15 protein-coding genes are annotated in these 16116 nt (G+C 47.3%); 6 read left to right on the top strand and 9 right to left on the bottom strand.

Annotated elements, in window-relative coordinates; all coding sequences use genetic code 11:
- Positions 1–66 precede the first annotated feature (66 nt).
- Both H6760_04755 and H6760_04750 read left to right on the top strand, forming a co-directional pair.
- On the top strand, positions 67–585 hold the full coding sequence (locus tag H6760_04755) for a hypothetical protein (protein ID USN53436.1): 519 nt from the start codon (positions 67–69) through the stop codon (positions 583–585).
- Between the two features lie 108 nt (positions 586–693).
- Positions 694–1272: a hypothetical protein gene (locus H6760_04750; GenBank protein ID USN53435.1), complete on the top strand. Its 579-nt coding sequence runs from the start codon at positions 694–696 to the stop codon at positions 1270–1272.
- 136 nt (positions 1273–1408) lie between these two features.
- Here H6760_04750 and H6760_04745 read toward each other — a convergent pair whose 3' ends face one another.
- The 9 genes from H6760_04745 to H6760_04705 all read right to left on the bottom strand — a co-directional run bounded on the left by H6760_04745 (position 1409) and on the right by H6760_04705 (position 11253).
- Positions 1409–2410: a DUF4931 domain-containing protein gene (locus H6760_04745; GenBank protein USN53434.1), complete on the bottom strand. Its 1002-nt coding sequence runs from the start codon at positions 2408–2410 to the stop codon at positions 1409–1411.
- Positions 2407–3867: a glycogen synthase gene (locus H6760_04740; protein USN53433.1), complete on the bottom strand. Its 1461-nt coding sequence runs from the start codon at positions 3865–3867 to the stop codon at positions 2407–2409. Before H6760_04740 ends, H6760_04745 begins: the two co-directional genes overlap by 4 nt.
- Positions 3860–4783 (bottom strand): aminoglycoside phosphotransferase family protein, encoded by a 924-nt coding sequence (locus tag H6760_04735; GenBank protein USN53432.1) that lies wholly within the window; start codon positions 4781–4783, stop codon positions 3860–3862. The genes H6760_04740 and H6760_04735 overlap by 8 nt, the downstream gene beginning before the upstream one ends.
- A 78-nt stretch (positions 4784–4861) precedes the next feature.
- A complete protein-coding gene (locus tag H6760_04730; protein USN53431.1) occupies positions 4862–6232 on the bottom strand; it encodes a UvrB/UvrC motif-containing protein in 1371 nt (456 codons plus the stop codon).
- A gap of 56 nt (positions 6233–6288) precedes the next feature.
- Positions 6289–7533, bottom strand: a complete 1245-nt coding sequence (locus H6760_04725; protein ID USN53430.1) for a hypothetical protein — start codon at positions 7531–7533, stop codon at positions 6289–6291.
- A complete protein-coding gene (locus tag H6760_04720; GenBank protein ID USN53429.1) occupies positions 7533–9008 on the bottom strand; it encodes a glycogen synthase in 1476 nt (491 codons plus the stop codon). Before H6760_04720 ends, H6760_04725 begins: the two co-directional genes overlap by 1 nt.
- Positions 8998–10044, bottom strand: coding sequence for a hypothetical protein (locus H6760_04715; GenBank protein ID USN53428.1), 1047 nt, complete (start codon positions 10042–10044; stop codon positions 8998–9000). Before H6760_04715 ends, H6760_04720 begins: the two co-directional genes overlap by 11 nt.
- Before the next feature lie 5 nt (positions 10045–10049).
- Positions 10050–10541 carry a crossover junction endodeoxyribonuclease RuvC gene (gene ruvC, locus H6760_04710; GenBank protein USN53427.1) on the bottom strand — a complete coding sequence of 164 codons (492 nt, stop codon included), beginning with the start codon at positions 10539–10541 and terminating at the stop codon, positions 10050–10052.
- Positions 10531–11253 carry a YebC/PmpR family DNA-binding transcriptional regulator gene (locus H6760_04705; GenBank protein USN53426.1) on the bottom strand — a complete coding sequence of 241 codons (723 nt, stop codon included), beginning with the start codon at positions 11251–11253 and terminating at the stop codon, positions 10531–10533. The genes ruvC and H6760_04705 overlap by 11 nt, the downstream gene beginning before the upstream one ends.
- 136 nt (positions 11254–11389) lie before the next feature.
- On the opposite strand from H6760_04705, the gene H6760_04700 reads away from it, so the two are divergent.
- The 4 genes from H6760_04700 to H6760_04685 are packed head-to-tail and all read left to right on the top strand — an operon-like array spanning position 11390 to position 16115.
- The gene (locus H6760_04700; protein ID USN53425.1) at positions 11390–12442 is read left to right on the top strand and encodes an SIS domain-containing protein; all 1053 of its coding nucleotides are present in this window, start codon (positions 11390–11392) and stop codon (positions 12440–12442) included.
- A gap of 53 nt (positions 12443–12495) precedes the next feature.
- The gene (locus H6760_04695) at positions 12496–14130 is read left to right on the top strand and encodes a hypothetical protein (GenBank protein USN53424.1); all 1635 of its coding nucleotides are present in this window, start codon (positions 12496–12498) and stop codon (positions 14128–14130) included.
- Positions 14131–15420 carry a hypothetical protein gene (locus tag H6760_04690; protein USN53423.1) on the top strand — a complete coding sequence of 430 codons (1290 nt, stop codon included), beginning with the start codon at positions 14131–14133 and terminating at the stop codon, positions 15418–15420. It abuts the gene before it with no gap.
- Positions 15417–16115, top strand: a complete 699-nt coding sequence (locus tag H6760_04685; GenBank protein ID USN53422.1) for a polyprenol monophosphomannose synthase — start codon at positions 15417–15419, stop codon at positions 16113–16115. The genes H6760_04690 and H6760_04685 overlap by 4 nt, the downstream gene beginning before the upstream one ends.
- The last annotated feature ends 1 nt before the right edge of the window (position 16116 follow it).

Raw genomic sequence — 16116 nt, 5'->3', positions numbered from 1 at the left:
GCTTACCCGTAGTATACGGTACGCAGCTGTACATCGACAACCGCACATGAAACAAGGAGGAGATGCATGCGTATTCGGGTTACCGTCCTAGTGTTGATGCTGTTCGGTTTCGCCACATTAGCTCAGGCTGATGCTCGGAGCGACCGAGAGAAGGTCTGGGACCTCGCGTTTATGAAGGCCAAGCCCTGGAGAACGATTCAGGGTCAGGCCGGCGGAGATCGGAGCGCCCAGAATCTTCTCATCACTCTTTCCCAGGGAGTGACCCTCGAGCCCGAGTTCCAAGCTGAGTTGGTGCAGGAGTGGCATCAGCGCAATGACCGTGATCTGCGCGACGCTCTTGCTTGGTGCAGGGGTCAGTGGCGTCAATACCCACTCGATACGGAGGGTTCTCTCTACTGGGATTTGCGTTGCCGCACCTTGGAGGCCGGTGACCTATGTCTCTCTTGTACTGGGAGGCGTCTGAGCTTCGACGATATGAGACGCTGGGCTTACTACTGGCGTTACTATGGAGATCGTCTCGTTGATCCCGGCATGATCGAGGAGCGCAACTTCCATTACCAGTCAACCACTATGGATGGCTGGTGACAGTACTTCCCCGGCCACGGCTGTGCTTGCGCAGCGCTGTGGTCGGGGTTTATTATTGAAGCAGTAAAGCTAATCAAGGCTCCTTACAAACAAAGTGGGAGGTGTCTCATGTCGCGTTTCAGTGGCCTCGTTTTTGCTTTGGTGGTGCTGTGTGCAAGCAGCGCGAATGCGCAAGCACCCTGCGGTGACCTCGACCAGAGCTGTGAACCAATCATCGGTCCGACTTTTGGACACAGTATGTACTGCACTCCAGAGGAAGAACTTTCAAGTTGTTTGTTGCAGTCTTTCACGCCGACGATGGACTACTTGTGCGGTGTTGAGCTGTTCTTTTACCCAGCCGCGGGTACGGTGACGCTCTTTCTCCAGAACTCAGTGGTGCCTGGCGAGAGTGTTCTGGCTGTTGCGACGCAAGACGTTGAGTCGGGCGGGGACAACTGGATCAGTTTCGACTTCGGTGGTGTGACCATTCAGCCTGGCGCCACCTACTACCTTCATCCTGTTTCGCATTCAAACAACGGTTGGGCCACCGAACGACGGGTAGAAGGTGGATGCGAATACCCTGGCGGCACCGCCTACAGTGCAGGCGAAGAAAAGCCGTATGATTGGCTCTTCCGGACCTATGGTACAATCGGGCCGGTGCCAACCCTCAGCAGGAGTTGGGGTCAGGTGAAGTCAATCTACCAGTAGCTCCGTACTTTCCCCGATCACATCTATCCACGTGTCTATGCACGAGGACTAGCGCTGTGGTCGGGGTTTTCTTTTATCAATTGAAGCCGCCGAAGCTCAATGCTTCGGCTACGACATGGGATTTGGCAAGTACGAGCTATTTGCGCTTGGCGGACTTTCGTTTATTAGAAAGCTTTTTCGTTGCGGACTTTTTCTTACCTTTCTTTTTCTCATCGTCACCGCGGTAAAAGGCGGCGGCGTCTTCCGGTGGTACGGTATTCACAATAAGTCGCGATCCTAATTCCACTCCTGCCCATACATCACGACGCGGTGCTACACGGAAGTAAAGGTGTTCATTTCCATAGCGAACCACCTGGTGCAGGTAGTAATTATATGGGAGGCCAATGCTATTTAACTTGCCAAGTATATTTTTTAGCGCCCTTGCAAAAGCCAGACGTTCCGCCTTATTGAGATTCGTAATATTATCGAGGTGGCGCTTTGGCAAGATCCAAGCTTCGTAATTATACGATGAAGCATAGGGAGCTTCCACAAAAACAAATTCATTATTCTCGATCATGCGCGGTCCCTTACCCTCTTTCGCAATCAAGTCACAGTAGTAACAAGTTCCATAGCGGATAAGATATTCCTCAGCGCGGCGAAGCTTATCGACAATGTGCGGTGGGAGGAAGTTTGTGGCAAACACTTGAGAGTGAGCATGGTCAATAGAAGCGCCAGCTCGACCCCCGTTGTTTTTGAAGATCATGATGTATTGAATCTTCTTGTCTTTTGATTGCGCCCAAGTACGGTCAGCATATACTTTCAAAAGTTGCTCAATATGCTCGACAGAAAGTTCTGATAGCTCTAAATCATGTTCAGGCGTTTCAATAACAACCTCTTGATCACCGTAGGCCTTAGGATTATCTTTCCGAACCGCCGGGAAGATGTTTTTGATAACCTTAATACTCCAAGGCTTTTGACCTTTGTAGCTCGCTACCGCCTTCACCTTATCTACTTGCTCAGGACAAAACGGACACTCAGCTCGATGAACCTGGTGCGGCGTGCCAGTAGGATGAAAATCATGCGGGCGCTTTGAGCGACCTGGCGAGATAATGACTACTCGGTTATGAACGTAATCTTGGCGGATTTCACTTTGTTTCATGGTCGTTGTTCTTGTCGGGCGCGGGTATAGAGATCAAGGTATTGGCGAGCTGATTGCTTCCAGGAGAGGTCAATACCCATGATGCGTTTTTGCAGTTGAATAAACTCGGTTTGGTTTTGATAAAGCTGATGCGCTCGGGTAATAGCATCTTGGAGATCGCTGGCCGCATATGGCGTAAAAGCAAACCCCCTACCCTCTGCACTATTCATGGTATAGTCTGGCACGGTATCTTTCAAGCCTCCAGTTGCTCGGACTACTGGGATAGTGCCATAGCGCATGGCAATTATTTGCCCCAGTCCGCATGGCTCATATTTTGAGGGCATGAGGAAAAAGTCACTTCCGGCGTATATCCGTTGGGCCAGTGCTGCGTCAAAGCCAATTTTTGTGTACACCTTCCCGGGATATTTTGCCGCCGCTTCCTGGGCAATTTTTTCAAATTCATCCATTCCACTGCCGAGTAGAACCAGCTGACCACCAAGCTTCAAAATATGTTCAACTGATTGTCCGATCAGGTCCATACCTTTTTGATCAGTGAGTCGACCGATGAAGCTGAAAAGAGGGACCTCTTTATTTACTTCGAGATTGCATTCTTTTTGAAGCGCTTCCTTAGCTCGTATTTTTCCCTCAAGCTTCTCCGCACTGAAATGTTCAGGTAGGTCAGGATTACGACTCGGGTCAAAGCGTTCAACATCAATCCCATTCAGTATTCCCATTAGGCGGTCACCTTGTTGCTGAAGTGTTTTTTCGAGACCCTCTCCATACTCGGCAGTGAGAATCTCTTTGGCATAGCTCGGACTAACCGTATTTACCGCATCTGCATTCACTACACCTTGGAGCAAACAATTAAAATTACCCTGGGAGTCGGTCAGGCTAAATGATGCGCGATCCTGCGCTTGCAAACCTAGGAAGCGGAAAATATCTGGCGTGTTCCATTTACCTTGGTTGCCTAGGTTATGAATGGTGAAGACTGTCGCGATGCGAGGCTTCTCCTGCTTGAGTAAAGCGGGAATTAATCCGGTGTGCCAATCATGGCAGTGAATAATCGTAGGCTTCCATTCGAGTGCATCAAGCACGGCCACGCTCGACATGGCAAAGAAAAGGAATCGCTCGAATTCCACAAACTGGCTGGCAAAAGCTGAAGCATCAAAATAGATACGGCTTCCTCCGAAAAATTTGTCATTACCAATGAGATAGACCGGAGTGTCAGTATTAGGTAATTTTGTTTCCCATAGATCGACATACACCGTACCTTGTCCAATCTGGACTGGGATGCCTTGCCCACGTATTTCCATGGGATATTTTTCTTCATCAATCACGCCATACTTTGGCATGAGGATACGAGCGTCAGCTCCCAGTTTTCGTAGAGCTGGAGGTAGGGCGCCAACCACATCGGCCAGTCCCCCGACTTTTGCGAGCGGTGTTACTTCGGCTGAGATAAAGAGGATGCGTTCAGACATAGTGCAAACTAGAAAATAATTCATCAAGTAATGCGCGAACATTGGTATCGTGGGCGCCGTACATAAGCAAGGTGGTAGCGGCGACCTCGAGCGTGGCCTCGCTCACATAGACTGGAAGCATTGCTCGGATAGGTGCGTGCCAGGCCTTTGGCACGGCTGAGAAGTAGTACTGTAAAAAGAGATAGCCCAACTCTTCCCTTTGTGTGTGACTAAGGTGATCGCGCGTCATAGCCTGCCAATGTACTAACCAGAGACCAAGGTCGCTGGCTGGATGATTTGGTCGACTCAGCGTGAAGTCAATAAGCGAGAGATTCTTTTTTGCGATGAGTATATTACTTGCCTGGAAATCGCCATGGGTGAGTGCCTTTACTTTTCCGGCCTGGCGAGCAATCTGTGACTCGAGCTGGCTACACGCAACTTTCGCTAGTGCGCCATATCCCTTATCAGCCTTTTGTATTCCTTGGACAAGGTTTTTTCTTCGCTTCTTTGCGGCGCTTTGCGTCTCAGGTGCTAAGCCCTTAGGTAGTGGCGTTTGATGAAAAGCGGCTAGGAGTTGAGCAACCTTAGGAATAATGGGCTTCCATGCTTTTGCGGTGAGCGGCACGCTGCGCAGGGTGTCACCATTTAGTTCCTCGTAAAGAATAGTGTGACTACTCTTGTCGTAGTATATCGGTTGAGGCGCTTTTAAGCTTTGCTGTGCGCTGAGCGCTTCTGCAATACGAAAAGCTGAGATTGGCCAAACATTTGCTCGGATATATTTTGTTTGCCCATTTGCCAGAGACACGATATAGCGAGCAAGTCGACTGGAATGAGAAAAGGCTTTGTGTTTCTCAAGTACCACATGGGTAATCTCAGCCTTAAAAACAGCTTTTTGTTTGAGTAGTGAGTGTACTTTTTCAGCGGAAAGTCGTGACATGCTTCACTTATTGTAGCATTTTTTTACAAACAGCGCGCCCATTTGGACGCGCTGCACGTATTCTATATAAGAACCTGCTTATTCTTTACTTTTTTTGTCTCGATATTGCTCGAGTTCTTTAATGCGATTGCGCAATTGAGCTGCTCGCTCGTATTCTTCTCGCTTCACCACATCATCGATATCTTTGCGCAAGTTCGCAATAATTTTATCAATTTCTTCAGCAGGTAATTCAGGAATAGCTTCATCAGTTCGCTGTCGTATTTCCTCATCCTCTTGCTGGGAAAGCTTTTCCACTAAACCAGATCGCTGCCAGTCAAAGCCGGTATAGATAATTTCTTGGTAGAGCTGTTTCGCTCGTTCCTTCTCCTCTTCACTTGAGCCTGGCGCGTTTAATACCACATCAGACAGCTCCTTAGCGCCTGCCTCAATCATTTCCATACTCCACCATGGTTTTGCCGAGGCCCACCAGTATTGATCTGAGTGAATTGCTCGATCAAGCGCTGTCCGCACCTCAGGAAATTTTGGATCGCTTTGATCGCTTGCATGTACCGCCTTAATCGCCAGGTTGGTTAATTCCCATTGTCGTTCATGAATTGTGTTACCTGGATCAAGCCAGCGAGAAAACGGCGCATTCTTTTCAAGGTCTTTTTCCATCAGCGCCCAAGTGGATGGCAAAGGATCAATCGGCGTGGACTCTGGGAAGTGTTTTGGGATATCCGAGATAAGGATAGTTTCGAGTTCCTTTGATTCGTAAATCTCAAAAAGGAGGTGCTCCATACCTGGACGGTGGTGGCCGAAAGTTTCTCCATCCATTGCAGTTAGGAGGTATTCATTTTTCTTTAATCGATCACCCAGGCTCTGAATAAGAAGCGAGCCGGATCCTAATTGTCCGGAAAGGATTTTGTAGCTCATGCGCCGTTCACGGAAGTAGATGGAAAAATCATCCAGACCCTCAACCGTGTAGCGCTTGCTGTAATCAATATTGCCGATTTCGCGAGAGAAGGATAATTCATCAACAATGATCCATTCATAGCCCAGCTCTTTTACGATCTTTGCCACATCGGTAGAGAAGGCCATCTCAGGTGGGAAAAATCCCTTCGGCTTGTAGAGTTCACCAAAATATTTACGATGCGTTTCGTCGTTCAGTTGGATTTGTCGAATAACTTCATCCTTGGGAATCTTTGGTAGTAATGGATGAAACTTTGCTGAGCTGGTTAATTCAATTTGTCCACGCTCGAGCAAGAGACGAATGTCATCAATAACATCTCCACATCCATTCTTATCCAGCAATTCAACAAGCACCGCGCTAATGTTCAGAGTGAGTTTAGCACCCGGAGCGCGCTTTAATTCAGCAACGATTTTTCGATACGACTCTTCAGTGACTCGCTTCACCCAATATGGTTTTTGGGTTGGTGGTTGATAAATATGCAGGAAATTTGCCCAATACATGTTTTTTCTAAGGAATTAATTGTCTAATGAAAGTTCTATGCGCACCTACCGTACAATCACTTGGCAGAACCGTCAATGCGTTGTCCAGCCATGTAATGTACTTGCTTTGTTTCTTTGTTGTATTCAGCCATACGCTGAGAAGCAACTCCTTTGTCCTGCCAGCGACGTGAAGTTTCTCGAATTGAGCGAATGAGCTGTCGCGCTTCTTTCTGCGTAGCGGGCGGCACTTCACTGAGCGCTTCTAACACTTTACCAAGTCGCTCGGCTCCTTCATTAATAATCTCCACACTCCACCAGGGCGTGGCTGAGGCCCACCAGTATTGATCAGAAGACAGCGCCTCGTCTAAAGCAATCCGAGCTTGTTCAATGGTGTGGTCACTTCGCTTCTCTGCTTGGTTAATCGCTTCGATGATGAGCGTGGTGAGCGACCACTGTAGTTGATGAAGTTGATTTTCCGGATGCTGCCAAAGCGGATAAGGTGCATTGCGGACTCGATCAATTGCTCGAGTCGACCAACTGCTTTCCTGCACCATGAGTTTTTCCTGCGTGCTAAAACCTTCCAGCGCTTCAGTGAAGGTGACCATTTCGACTGAAGGATTTGTTACTAACTCCTCCCATAGTCGTTCAGTGCCTGGACGGTGGTGGCCAAGGTTTTCTCCATCCATTGCAGTGATGAGAATTTCCTTTGAGCGTTTTTCTTTTTCTACCTCAGCAAAAAATTCACCTGGCTTATCAATTGGAGCCGCAAAGGCCAGATAGTCGCTCATGAAACGATTGCGTAGAACCAGAGAGATATCAAAAGGCTCAACTAAATATTTTTTATTTAAAGGAAGATCGCCAAGTTTTTTCTCACCGGCTAATTCGTCAACTGCTACCCATTCAAATCCCATTTCCACTAAGATGCGGATGAGGTCGAGATCGACTGCCATCTCAGGCGGGAAAAATCCTCGTGGGCGATAAATATCACCAAAGAGAGCTCGGTTTGTTTCAGTGTTGAGGCGGATTTGACGACGTACCTCATCAGCTGGCAGGAGGGGTAAAATCGGGTGGTATTTTGCGCTGCCAGTAAATTCAATTTGTCCTCGTTCAGCCAAGCTGCGTAATCCATCAATAACATCGAGGTAGCCATGTCGAGCAAGTTGCTCAGTCAACGAGGCGTTGATGTTTAGCGTAATCTTAATCTTGGGATTTCGCGTTAAAATATCCACTAAAGGTCGATAGCTTTCACTCACTACTTTAGCAATGACGCGAGCATCCCAGTGCGGAGGTTGATAAATATGTAGGAGGGCGGCCCAGCGCATTATGTTGTCCCCTTCTTTCGTGCCCGTTTATGTCGATAAGCTAAGCGATATAACTGCGCATATTTTTTTGCTGGCACCTCCCATGAGTATGACGTTTTCATAGCTCGCCAGGTGAGGTGTTCCCAGACCTGTGCATAGCGATAGGTTTCGAGGGCTCGGACAATAGCGATGAGAAAATCTTCCTTGGTATATCCAGAAAATACAAAGCCAATACCTTTTTGCGTCTTTGGATTGAAATTGGTAATAGTGTCAGAGAGCCCGCCTGTTTCTCGGACAATCGGAATAGAGCCGTATCGTAAACTGATCATTTGGGAAATTCCACATGGCTCATAGCGCGAGGGCATGAGGAACATGTCAGAGCCAGCATAGGTAAGCGAAGCGAGCTCCTCGGTAAAAGGAGAGTAAAAGCCAATCCGCTTAGGATATTTTTTTGCTAAGCGCTTAAAGAAGCGCACATAATCCGGATGTCCACTTCCCACAATAACGAGCTGCAGAGGCAGCTTCACGAGCACGTAGGCAATTTCACGTAGCAGGTTAAATCCCTTTTGCTCACTTAAGCGATTCACTACCCCGATGAGCGGGATATCAGCTTTTTGCTCTAGGCCAACCTTACGCTGCAAGGCGTTTTTGTTGAGCTGTTTTTTATCGAGCTGGTTCCAGTCGTAGTTTACCGGGATGTTTTTATCATACACCGGATTATATACGGTGTAGTCAATGCCATTTACAATGCCGTAGACATCTTCTTCTCGACGTCGGAGTATTCCATCAAGGTCTTGGCCAAATTCTGGGGTGAGGATTTCTTCAGCATAGCGCTCACTTACCGTGTTGATGATGTCGGCGTTGAGTAAGGCGCGTTTGGCAAAGTTTACTCGATTCAACTTCTTCGTCGGTGTTTCAGGGGGTACGCCGCGTCCGTCATCTTGCTGCTTTGGCGGCACCTTCCACCAGTCTGATCCGAATTGGAAAGGTAGGTTGTGAATCGTGTAGAGTGTTGCGATTGAGCGGAGAGATGGGTCGTGATTAAATTTTTGCTTGAGGTAGTTTGGTATTAACCCGGTGTGCCAATCATGGCAGTGAACGACATGAGGCCGGTTATTCATTTCTTTAATAAAGCGTACAACGGCCTTACAAAAGAACATGAAGCGAGTGTTGTCGTTTGGGTAGCCATAGAGTCGCGAACGACCAAAGAGTTCGTGATTGGCAACAAAGTAGATTGTTAAGCCTGGTGAAAATTCAGTTTGATAGATAGTCGCTCCAAAGTTTTTACTCCCCACACTAATGCGGAAGCGATCCACCTCAGTCATGGGAATATTTTGCTTTTTCATGAAGCCGTAGCAGGGCATGATAATACTGACGCTATGGCCCTGGTGTACTAATTCTTTTGGTAGCGCATGTACTACGTCAGCCAGGCCCCCGGTTTTGGCATAGGGAGCCACTTCTGCAGCTACGTTCATGATGCGAAGTTTACGCTTCATTTGGGAGAAGTTTTAAACTATGAGCAGCCAAGAGAAAGAGTGCGTGACTCCAGGCAAAAGGAGTAATGCCGATACGAAAATCTTTAAACATTTGTTCTGGGAGTTCTTCATGCACGCGTTCTAATACCCATTGGAAGTAAGCCCGCGCCTTTGCCTCATCGCCTTGTTCAACAAAATAGATGCTCATCCAAAAATTAAGAGCTGGCCAAATACCACCACCATCTTCTGCATCCCCTTCGCTGTCGTGGTAATCATATTGGAAGCGGTGCACTCCACCACCATCAATAAGCACCTCTTCAATGCGTTCGACAGCTGCCTGCATGCGTTTCTCTTTTGCCTCGTAAATATGATAAGGCCAGCAAAGTCCGAGAGTTAGACTATCAATGCTTGTATCATTATGTTTACCAAGCGCGCGATGAAAAGTCTTTTTGTTTTCATCCCAGGCATTATTTATATGCTCACGCATTTGCCCGGCAATAGCTTTCCATCGCCGTTGCTTATAGCGAGCGGCCGCACGTTCAAGCCCATGTGCACAGGCGGCTAGGGCATATGTAAAGCGCTGATTCATCTCAGGCGCTCCTATGTGATGATGTTCCCCCCATACCTCATTAGTAGTACGCGAAAATCCATTTTTTTTCCAGTGCTGAGTAATTCCTTGCACGAGCAGGCTTACTAATTCCTTCATATGAGCCAGCTCCTCTGGATGTCGTTCAATATAGGCATCAATACTCCAGAGCATGGCGCCGTTTTGTTCGGGTGCAAATCGGGCTGGCGAATGGGTTGCTTTTCCCTCCCAATCATAGGCATTACTTAAGGCTCCGTTATTCTCCTCATTCTCTAGAGTTTTTTTAACCCAAGCAAAAAATTCTGGAGCAAGCTCTAAACCAACAAAAGGTGCTGCCACAGTAACAAAAGCAGCGTGATGAGGTATTACCAGTTTACTATCAGGAGAGATAGTGATAGCCCCATTTGTCTGCACACATTCACGAAAGATTCGCTCGGTGGCATGAATGAGCTGTTCACTTTGTTGTTTCATCGAACTCATGTAGGTATTTTTGTGTGGGCGGCACAGATGGCGATTGCCAGTGCGTCTGCCGCATCATCGCTGGCGATTTTTTCCTCTACTTTGAGGAGGCGTTCTACCATCTGCTGTACTTGATCTTTATTTGCTTGTCCGTAGCCGGTTAAGGCTAGTTTTACTTCTACTGGTGTAAATTCTTGTATTTCTGCACCGTATTCTTGTGCAATCAGGAGTACTACTCCCCGTGCTTCACTTACCCCGAGGGCTGTCTTGGTGTTTTTTGCAAAGAAAAGTTTTTCTACTGCGATGAGGTCAGGTTGATAGCGTTGTAAAATGCTGCGTAGCTCTTGGGCAATCTTAGCTAGCCGGACTGGTGCTTCTTCTTTCGCCGGTGTTTCGATGCAGCCGTAGCTTTCACAGTGGAGCGTCCGATCTTTTTCCTCCAGCACTCCGTAACCGAGTCGTCCATAGCCAGGGTCAATTCCGAGAATGCGACGTGACTTATTGGGCATTGGTGAAGACGGCGTCAACGTCATCAAGCTCTTCAAGAGCGTCAATTAAGGTGTGCATTTGTCCAGAAGCTTTTTCATCTAGCGCTACAGTAGTGTTTGGCACATATTCGAGTCCAGCTTCGGCAATTGCGATATTTTGTTTGTGAAGTGCACTTTGTACTTCAGCCAGACCTGACACGGCGGTGAAGATTGTTAGTCCCTCTTCAGATTGAGCTATATCCTCCGCTCCTGCATCAACGAGTTCTAGGCTTAAGGTGTCGATATCTTTTTCCTGCACATGCTCTTGTTCGACGCGGATGACGCCTTTGAGCGTGAAGTTCCATACCACACTTCCTGCTGCTCCCAAATTGCCATTGTATTTATTGAGCGTCGTCCGTACCTCGCTTGCGCTTCGATTCTTATTATCACTGAGCACGCGTATAACGAGTGCAGCGCCACCCGGGCCATAGGCTTCGTAGGTGATCTCCTCAATAATCTGTCCTTCAAGTTCACCAGCACCCCGTTTCACTGCTCGGTCAATATTGTCATTGGGCATATTGGCGGCTCGAGCACGATCTATAGCTAAACGGAGACGAAAATTCATGTCAGGATCTTTTCCATCTCTGGCAGCTACCGCAATATTATTAGCGAGTTTAGTAAAAAGACTGCTGCGTTTTACATCCGCCGCACCTTTTTGTCGTTTAATTTGTGACCACTTGGAATGTCCGGACATAGCTTGATGAGCGGAGACTTCATCACTAAAAGCGCCATCTCCCCGTGAGTTCCTTGCTATTACTATACCAAAAAAAAGCCGAACGGTCAATATACTTTCCTTTTCTTTGCCCATAAAGACTGATACTATTTAATGCATGATGACACTACAACAAAAAGTCCAAAGACTTGATAAGCAACAAATGTTAAGTTCGCTCGATGCTTTTCCTGATCAGATTGCACAAGCCTGGGACGAATCCTCACGCATAGCTGTGCCTGCTAGTTATCGTGCAGTGAAAAAAATTGTGGTGGCTGGTATGGGTGGCTCTGCATTTCCAGCTCGGATCGCAGCGGATTTTTTGCGTCCCTCATCAAAAGCGACTTTTGAGGTAATAGAGCAGTACGATATTCCAGCCTATGTTGGTCCTGATACTCTCGTAATCGCCTCAAGTTATTCAGGCGGTACGGAAGAAAGTGTGAGCGCGCTTCGTCAGGCTCGACAACGTGGCGCCAAACTCATGGTTATTTCCTCGGGTGGGACATTGGCCAAGTTGGCTACGCAATGGAAAATTCCCGCCTATATTTTTGATGCACGGTATAATCCATCCCAGCAACCTCGCATGGGTACTGGATACATGCTTTTTGGTATTATGGGGCTACTTGCGGCTGCTGGGCAGCTACGTGTATCTACTCCAGAATTACATCGCGCAATAGAGAAGGCTCGACGAGCTGGTAAACAATGGTCAGTGCAGGCGCCTCAACAACGAAATACTACTCTGCAGTTAGCCAAGAAGTTGTGCACTCGCATCCCGCTTATTGTGGGGAGCGAGCACTTAGAAAATGTAGCCCTGGCCTATCGAAATCGCTTCCATGAAAACAGTAAGCATTTTGCGCTACATTTCCCTATCCCAGGATTAAATCACCACCTCATGGAGGGCTTAGCGCATCCTAAAGTAGCCCTGCATGTACTCATGCTTCGTTCAAAGTTTTTACATGCTCGAAATGAAAAACGTTACGGTATTAGTAAAAAGGTTTTTCAACGACAGCACTTTAGCGTTGATGATGTGAAGGTTTCTGCTCAGTCGCGCTTAGAAGAGATAGTTTTACACCTCACCTTTAGTGGCTATCTCAGCTTCTGGCTCGCTATGGAGCATGACATAGATCCATCGCCGATTCCTTGGGTGGATTATTTCAAAGCGCAGCTGAAGTAAATTCGCTAATCAGCAGTTCGCCGTGTAGGCATGAGAATGCTATACTTTAGCGTATGGAAAAGGAGGCTTGGTGGTATAAAATCTATCGTATCTTTTGCCGGACGCCCTTTCTGACCGGTCTGCTTATCATGATGATTGCCCTGGTCATTGCATCGTATTTGCAATTGCATGATGCTTTTGCTGATCCTGATTCTTTTTATCATGCTCGGATGGCAACCCTGGTAGCTGACAAAGGTTTTTTTACGCAGTTTCCCTGGCTGCCTTTTACATCCCTGAGTGAGAATTACATTAATCAGCATTTTCTTTATCACGTTATTCTCATCCCGTTTGTTTCTATAGCTGATCCACTGGTCGGGATAAAAGTCGCCACTATTTTACTCACTGCAGTGATGGCTGGCATGTTCTATGGCCTCCTTCGTTCCTTCCAAGTGCGATGGGCATTTGTATTTACCTTGTTGCTTTTGTTTGTGAATCCATTCATGTTTCGGATGGGTTTACCAAAAGCGCCTGTTCTGGGAGTGACACTTCTTTTGGCTGGTTTATGGTTGGTGTTTCACTTCCGAGCAAAGTGGGCTTTTGTGTACTCATGGATTTTTGTTTGGGTATACGGCGGATTTTCCCTGCTGCTTGTTTGTACAGCGGTGTTTTGCCTGGTGGGCTTAGTCCGTTATTGGATACTCCATCAGAGTGATTCTCGTTCTCTCCTTACTCGTCTGCATGAGCAGTATGATCGTTGGCGACACCATGAAGCTTCTTGGCGTCTTTACATCACCATAGGTTTGGCGGTTGGGGGTGGGATGCTGGCAGGTCTATTGCTTAATCCTAGCTTCCCGCACAACATTCGATTTTACGAATACCAGCTTTTTAAGATTGGCATTATTAATGCGCAACATAGCATTGGCGTAGGCGGAGAGTGGTATCCGTATCACATCGGTGAGCTTATTCCTACCACCATCTTTGTTTCTATTGTGGTGGTGTTAGGGATATTCGGTATGGCTCTGCAATTACGAAAGCAGTCTGTCCGCTCCTGGACCCTCTTCTTGCTAACCATTTTCTTTTTCCTGCTTACCCTGAAGTCCAAGCGCTACGTTGAATACTATGTGCCGATTGGTATGTTGTTTGGAGCTTTTTCCATCAGCGACGCACTCTCTGGTAAGGCAGGTAAAGCGCTTTTGCGAGATGTTGTGGCCGGGTGGCGTCATAGCGTCCTTTCAAAAACGGTCGCAGTGATAATCCTCGCCTATGTTGTTATAGGAGTGGTTGGCGTGGGTGTACGTGACTTGCGAAATGTGCGACGCGACCTAGCGGGTGGGCAAGATGCCTCAACCCTGTCTGGTGTTGGCACTTGGTTAAAAGCAAATGCCCCATCAGACGAGATTGTCGTACATAGTGACTGGGATGAGTTTCCACTCCTTTTTTACTATGATCCATCACATCGCTATATTGCTGGTTTAGATCCAACCTTTTTGTATGCCCACGATGAAGATCGCTATTGGGCTTGGGTTGATTTAACCACCGGGAAGTCAGATCCGAGCACGGTGAGTACCACTCTACGTGATACTTTTCATGCATCGTACGTAGTTGTTACTAAAGATCATGTAGCTATGGATCGTTTAGTAGATGGTACAGAGGGGGTCTCACTGGTCTACGAAGACAAGGAGGCTAAGATTTATGCAGTTGCTCCGTAAATGAACGGAATCACGATTCGACGTTTTACTTTTGTTCTCATTCTTCTCCTCGTGCTTTATGTGATGGCCGAGGTTTTTTCAGGTCAGCAGGCCTTTAGTTATTTCTTTTCCCCCACACCACTTTTCTGGTTTGGCATCCTGCCTTTGTTGCTGGTGTTTGCGTATGGATTAAGTCTTATCTTTGCCCCATCAGCAGATGAGATGCGAACAAGGATCGTCCTTATCTTAAGCATAGGCATCCTAGTGACCGTCTGTACCTTGCAGATGCTGGTACGACCTTATCGTCCACTAGAAGCATATGTGCACGATGGTGCAATCCAGACTGAGGAAGCGAGTCATTTTCTCCTACAGGGTAAAAATCCTTATGCGAGTGATTATCGTGGTACAGCTTTTGGTGTGTTCCCTGATCGTTTTTCTGATAGCACGCGACCCAATCCAGCCTGGGAGCACTATGTGTATTTACCAGGCTCTTTCCTTATCGTGGCGCCGTGGCAATGGAGCCTAGAGCGATTTACTGGTTGGTTTGATGTACGTGCGCTGTACTTACTTTTTTGGATTGCCTTCCTCTTACTCTTAGCAAAAACCGTGCAAGCTCCTTGGAGAGATCTAGCAATTATCCTTACTGCGTTGAATCCATTTATGTTGAAGTTTATTGTGGCTGGGTTGAATGACATCACCGTATTGCTTTTCCTCTTCCTCGCAGCCCTAGCGCTTTATCGAGGCAGATACACGAGCTCGGGATTTGCTCTGGTTTTTGCTTTACTGATGAAGCAGTCCGCCTGGCTCTTTGTGCCATTTTACCTCGTAGCAGTATGGCAGCGCCGGAAACCAGGTCCTTGGCGGCAAGTATATCGTCCATTATTTCCTTCGCTACTTCTCCTTATTGTGGTTATGGGTTTTTTCTTTCTCTGGTCGCCAGGAGCTTTTTATGATGACGTTTGGAAGTATGCAAACGGCAGCGCTGAGTTGAGTTATCCAGCATCAGGTTTAGGTATTGCCCAGTGGATGGCAACTTTTCATGTTATTGATCCCTACGGACATTTCCCATTTTGGGTTTTTTCTCTCTGCATTGGAATCCCGAGTTTTCTCCTTTTATTGAGGAAGAGTCGACTAGACATTTCCCTGCAAAATATCTTCTGGTACTATGGATTTACCCTGCTTGTTTTTTGGTTTTTTGCCCGGTATTTTAATGACACACACCTGGGTTACCTCGCGCTTGTTTTCCTATTAGCAGCCCTGCCTTATACTTCATCAGGGTCGAGCGATCAGTCCAAATCCGTATCTTCATGAGCGCCTTGCCAAAAGCTAGCATTATCCTGCCAACCTATAATGAAAAGGAGAACATTGAGGCGTGCCTTCGACAGATTGCCCGCTTGCAGCTGGTTGTCGAGATAATTGTGGTTGACGATGCTTCGCCAGATGGGACCGCTCAGCTTGTTCGTTCGCTGGCTGCTCACTATCCAGTCAGGGTTATTGAGCGAACAGGTAAGTTAGGCCTTGCTTCTGCACTGATGGCTGGTATGGAAGAGGCCAGATCAGAAATTTTTATTTGCATGGATGCCGATCTTTCGCATGATACGGCAATTATTCCGCAGATGATTAGGGCGGTGCAGTTAGGTAATGACGTGGCTATCGGTTCACGCTTTGTTAGTGGCGGCGGTATGTTAGGTTGGCCTCTGCGACGCCAAGCCATGAGTTGGTTTGCTACTAGGATTGCTCAGGTGATGCTCGGTATTCGAGAGCGTGATCCTATGAGCGGATATTTTGCCGTACGACGAGATGTGTATACACGCATTGCACATACTTTACGTCCGCGCGGGTATAAACTTTTAGTAGAGATTTTGGTTCGAGCGCGTCCACTTCAGACCACAGAAATCGGCTATGTTTTTCAGGATCGCCAATATGGCAAGAGTAAAATTTCATTCACGATTGCTCGTGAATACGCTCAAATGATTCTTGCATTATTGTTTCGCTCTCAGAAGTAAT

Source organism: Candidatus Nomurabacteria bacterium (assembly GCA_023898465.1).
Classification (GTDB): Bacteria; Patescibacteriota; Patescibacteriia; order HK-STAS-PATE-3; family HK-STAS-PATE-3; genus HK-STAS-PATE-3.
The sequence above is the reverse complement of the archived record's forward strand: the minus strand, read 5'-3'. Positions and strand labels throughout refer to the sequence as shown.

Coding starts and splice junctions, on each gene's coding strand:
- H6760_04755 (USN53436.1), top strand. CDS start 67: ATGCGTATTCGGGTTACCGTCCTAGTGTTGATGCTGTTCGGTTTCGCC.
- H6760_04750 (USN53435.1), top strand. CDS start 694: ATGTCGCGTTTCAGTGGCCTCGTTTTTGCTTTGGTGGTGCTGTGTGCA.
- H6760_04745 (USN53434.1), bottom strand. CDS start 2,410: ATGAAACAAAGTGAAATCCGCCAAGATTACGTTCATAACCGAGTAGTC.
- H6760_04740 (USN53433.1), bottom strand. CDS start 3,867: ATGTCTGAACGCATCCTCTTTATCTCAGCCGAAGTAACACCGCTCGCA.
- H6760_04735 (USN53432.1), bottom strand. CDS start 4,783: ATGTCACGACTTTCCGCTGAAAAAGTACACTCACTACTCAAACAAAAA.
- H6760_04730 (USN53431.1), bottom strand. CDS start 6,232: ATGTATTGGGCAAATTTCCTGCATATTTATCAACCACCAACCCAAAAA.
- H6760_04725 (USN53430.1), bottom strand. CDS start 7,533: ATGCGCTGGGCCGCCCTCCTACATATTTATCAACCTCCGCACTGGGAT.
- H6760_04720 (USN53429.1), bottom strand. CDS start 9,008: ATGAAGCGTAAACTTCGCATCATGAACGTAGCTGCAGAAGTGGCTCCC.
- H6760_04715 (USN53428.1), bottom strand. CDS start 10,044: ATGAAACAACAAAGTGAACAGCTCATTCATGCCACCGAGCGAATCTTT.
- ruvC (USN53427.1), bottom strand. CDS start 10,541: ATGCCCAATAAGTCACGTCGCATTCTCGGAATTGACCCTGGCTATGGA.
- H6760_04705 (USN53426.1), bottom strand. CDS start 11,253: ATGTCCGGACATTCCAAGTGGTCACAAATTAAACGACAAAAAGGTGCG.
- H6760_04700 (USN53425.1), top strand. CDS start 11,390: ATGATGACACTACAACAAAAAGTCCAAAGACTTGATAAGCAACAAATG.
- H6760_04695 (USN53424.1), top strand. CDS start 12,496: ATGGAAAAGGAGGCTTGGTGGTATAAAATCTATCGTATCTTTTGCCGG.
- H6760_04690 (USN53423.1), top strand. CDS start 14,131: ATGAACGGAATCACGATTCGACGTTTTACTTTTGTTCTCATTCTTCTC.
- H6760_04685 (USN53422.1), top strand. CDS start 15,417: ATGAGCGCCTTGCCAAAAGCTAGCATTATCCTGCCAACCTATAATGAA.